Below are 3581 nucleotides of genomic sequence, written 5' to 3'. Positions count from 1 at the left end.
GCCGGCAACGATCGATCACCGCGTCGGCGTCGACCTCAATCCGCTCGACCTGGACGACGAGGAGGAACGAGCCTGGCTTGCGGCGTGCATCCCGCCGGAGGCAGGGGCCCTGCGCCGGGTCGCCAGTGCCATCGAGGTGGCCCGCACCGGCGACGCGCCTGTCGTCCGGGGCGACGCCCGCCACCTCCTTTCCGACGTGCTGGGTGCCGTGCCGGCTGGGCTCCTGGTCGTGGTCGTCGACTCGTACACTGCCGTCTTTTTCGATGACACCTTGCAGCGGGACACGGGCGAGGTCATATCGAGACTCGGTCGTGAACGTGACGTGGCCTGGATCGCGCTCGACCCACTGGTGCCTCTCGGTACACGAGCCCGCCGAACCGTGCAGGGTGTCGACGCCCCGATCCATCTCGTGGAGCAGAACCGCCGAGGCGGAGCCTTCGCCGCCCTGTCACTCGTCGCCCACGTCGATGGGACCGCATCCTCCAGGCTGCTGGCGACTGCGCACCCATCGGGCACCCGAATGGAGTGGCTCGACGGGACCAGCACGGTCTGAGGCCTGCTGGAGGCCTTGACCTCAAGAGGACTCGAGGTCGTACGCTTGGTGTCCATGGCACCAGAGGGCGCAGCATGAGCGACAAATCGCCAGCCTTGGACGAGGCCTTCGAGCGCATGGCCCGATCCGGCTTCGAGCTGCCCAACGGCTTCGTCAACCACGGACCGATGGCCTGCGAGGCCCTGGCCGCGCTCGACTGCGACGAGGAGATCGACGGCTGGGCTCGGCGCTTCGCCCGTGCCAGCGCGGCGGCGGTCGAGTCGGAGACGCCGGTCGACTTCGAGTGGCACGAAGCGCTCGGTGAGTACAAGCGGCTCCCCCAGTGGATCGGGCACTTCGAGCGGGCGATCGACGACGAAGGCTGGTCCGCAGTGGTCGAGGTGTGGGTACCGAGGCTGATGCCAGCACTTTCCGTCGCCCTCTTCCACGGCGCCATCCGGACGGCTCACGCCGTTCGGGCCGTCGACGCGACTGACACCCCGGCGCGGCGGACCGAGCTGGCGCGGGCGCTCGCCTACTGGGCCGCCCGCTTTCGCGCCGGGGAGGAAGCGACCGACGTGGCGCCTGTCGACGAGCTGCGGCCGGCGCTCGTCGCCGCTGCTGCCGACGGCGCCCACCACTACCTCGCGCGGCCCAACATCTTCAACCTGCACGGCGTCACCGGAGCGATGGCCGTCGAGCTCATGGCCGACCACATCACGCCCGAGGACGGCGCCACCGCGCTCGGCCAGGTGCATGCCGAGCACGCCTCGATGTACCGAGGCACCGAGCGGGTGACTACCAGCAGAGCGGAAGGCGTGCCCGACGATCAGCTGGCGCGGGCGGCAGCCGACAGCCGAGACCCGCACCAGGTCAAGCTCGTCGAGGCCTGCCGCCGCGGCTTCGCGGTCACCGGTGATCCCACCTTCGCGGCCGCGGCCGAGACGGTCACCGGCTTCGACCGCTGAACCGGCGCCACCGCCTCGCTCCGCTGCTCGCGCAGGGTGAGGCAACCCCAGATGCCCCAGCCCACAGGCACGACGGACCAGAAGCTGACGATCCGGTACAGGAACACCCCGGCCAGGGCGCTCTCCGCTGACATGCCGTAGGCGACCAGGAAGAAGGAGAGGCTGCCCTCCACCACCCCGAGCCCGCCCGGAACGAGCGGCAAGCTGGCTGCCACCTGGGCGAGTCCGTAGGCCACCAACACCCCGCGCCAGGGGACCGTGCCGCTGATCGCCCACACGCAGGTCACCAGGCAGGCGCAGTCGACGAGCCAGTTGAGCATGGCGAGCAGGCCGATCGCCGTCCAGCCCCGAACATCGAGCCCGACCGCACCGACCCGCGCCGCCAGCTTCGCCCCGGCGTCGGCGAGCCGGCCGAGACGGGGGGCGCCGGTGGTGGCTCGGGCCAGAGTGCGTCCCGCGACCCGGGCTCCGGTGGAATGGCGACCGAGCAGGACCAGCCCACCGACCACAACCGGTATCGCCGCCAGGCCGGCTGCCACGGGACGCAAGTGGGCGACCGGGCCCCGGCCGCCGGCGATCTCGATCCCGGCTGCCACCACGAGGAAGAGGGCGAAGCCGCCCAGAGCGCCGGCGACGAGCACGACCCATCCGGCGAGCGGGCGGTCGGCCCCGTGCCGCCGCAGCCGACGGAAGACCCAGGTCGCCCCCCAGGCCACCCCGCCGGGAAGCGTGAGGGCCATGGCGTTGCCGGCGAGGGCGATCGCCGTCATCGGCCCCAGACCGACGTGGACGTTGCCCGCCCGCAGCAGGCGCTGCTGGATTCGGGCGAAGACGACCATGGACGCGGCCTCGAGGCCGAGGGCCACCAGCAGGAGCCCCCAGCGGACGTGGACGAGGGAATGACCGGCGGCGGCGAGGTCGTGGCTGCGGCCGACGCCGGCGGCGACGGCCACGACGAGCACGACCAGCACTCCGGCTCGCCGGAGCCACGACGAGGCGGCGGCGCTGCGGCCCGCGGCAGTCCACCCGGGGGTCGAGCGGAGCTCAGCGGCCGTGCATGTCATGTGCCTTCAGACGCCGCGGCCGGACGAACCTCATCGGTCGCGCCTTGCTTCTCAGCGACCTCCGGGCAACCGGGCGACCGCGGCCGTCACCGTGTGGCCGTAGACCGGCGTCGCAGCCGCACCCGCCGGTGGGACAATGCCGGGCACTAGCTGTCGGTTCGGCTCAGCTGCACGTTGAGGACCGCGCCGATGAGGATCACGTAGATGGCGAGGTACCCGGCGATCATCGCTACCGCCACGCCCGCTATCGCCCCGTAGACCGCGGTGTAGTGCGTGGAGTACGCCACATACACGCCGAACCCGGCACCCAAGGACAGCAGGCCGATGGAGGAGAAGACAGCCCCCGGCGCCAGGTTGCGGACTCCGACCGGGCTGTCGATGGAGAATCGGTAGGCGCTGCCGACGATGGCGGCGACGATCACGACGAGCAGCGGCACCCCGACGAGGCCGACCAGCACGGCGGGCACGCTCGCGAGCAGCGCGGACACCCCACCCGAGATCACGGCCGCGAGGCCAAGGGCGATGACGACCGCAAAGGCGCCGACTAGTCCCCGAAGCCGAGCTCGCACGTACCGATCGGGGCCGAGGCCGTACGCCACCCGGATGGCTCGGGCCAGGTTGTACACGCCGGCTGACGCCGTCCACACGGCGAGCACGACCGATACCGCCAGACCGACCGACAAGCCTGCCCGGCCCGAAGAGGCGACCCGATGCAGCTGCTCCGACAGGTTCGACCCGAGCGAGTCGGGGCCCGTCGTGGCCAGGCTGCCCAGATCCTTGGCCACCGCCTCGGGGCTCACGACCAGACCGAAGATGCTGACCGCGGCGATCGCGGCCGGAAAGATGGTGATCACGAACCAGAAGGCGGCACCGGAGGCGGCGAGGCCGATCCGTTCCTCGGACTGCTCGTGGGCGACTCGGCCGAGCAGCTCGGCGGCGCGTGCCGTCCGAGGATGGCGGTCGAGCGCCGCCGCTGCCCGCCGATCAACCGCCGCTCGGTCTGTGTCGAGATGCTCC

At 71.7% G+C, this 3581-nt stretch carries 3 protein-coding genes; 1 reads left to right on the top strand and 2 read right to left on the bottom strand.

The window, feature by feature from the left end:
- The coding region (locus VGF64_10275; GenBank protein ID HEY1635135.1) for a DUF2332 family protein at nt 1-553 on the top strand (553 nt) is incomplete at its 5' end.
- 808 nt (nt 554-1361) lie between these two features.
- Here VGF64_10275 and VGF64_10270 read toward each other — a convergent pair.
- Together VGF64_10270 and VGF64_10265 are read right to left on the bottom strand one after the other, a co-directional pair.
- A complete protein-coding gene (locus tag VGF64_10270) occupies nt 1362-2564 on the bottom strand; it encodes a YbhN family protein (protein ID HEY1635134.1) in 1203 nt (400 codons plus the stop codon).
- A gap of 146 nt (nt 2565-2710) precedes the next feature.
- Nucleotides 2711-3581 (bottom strand): YihY/virulence factor BrkB family protein (locus tag VGF64_10265; protein ID HEY1635133.1); only part of this gene is annotated, 871 nt, incomplete at its 5' end.

It is taken from the genome of Acidimicrobiales bacterium (genome assembly GCA_036491125.1).
Lineage (GTDB): Bacteria > Actinomycetota > Acidimicrobiia > Acidimicrobiales > AC-9 > AC-9.
This window is presented reverse-complemented; position numbering and strand designations above follow the sequence as displayed.

What these genes read in the sequence shown, in the direction of transcription:
- VGF64_10270 (HEY1635134.1), bottom strand. Translation starts at nt 2,564, where the DNA reads ATGACATGCACGGCCGCTGAGCTCCGCTCGACCCCCGGGTGGACTGCC.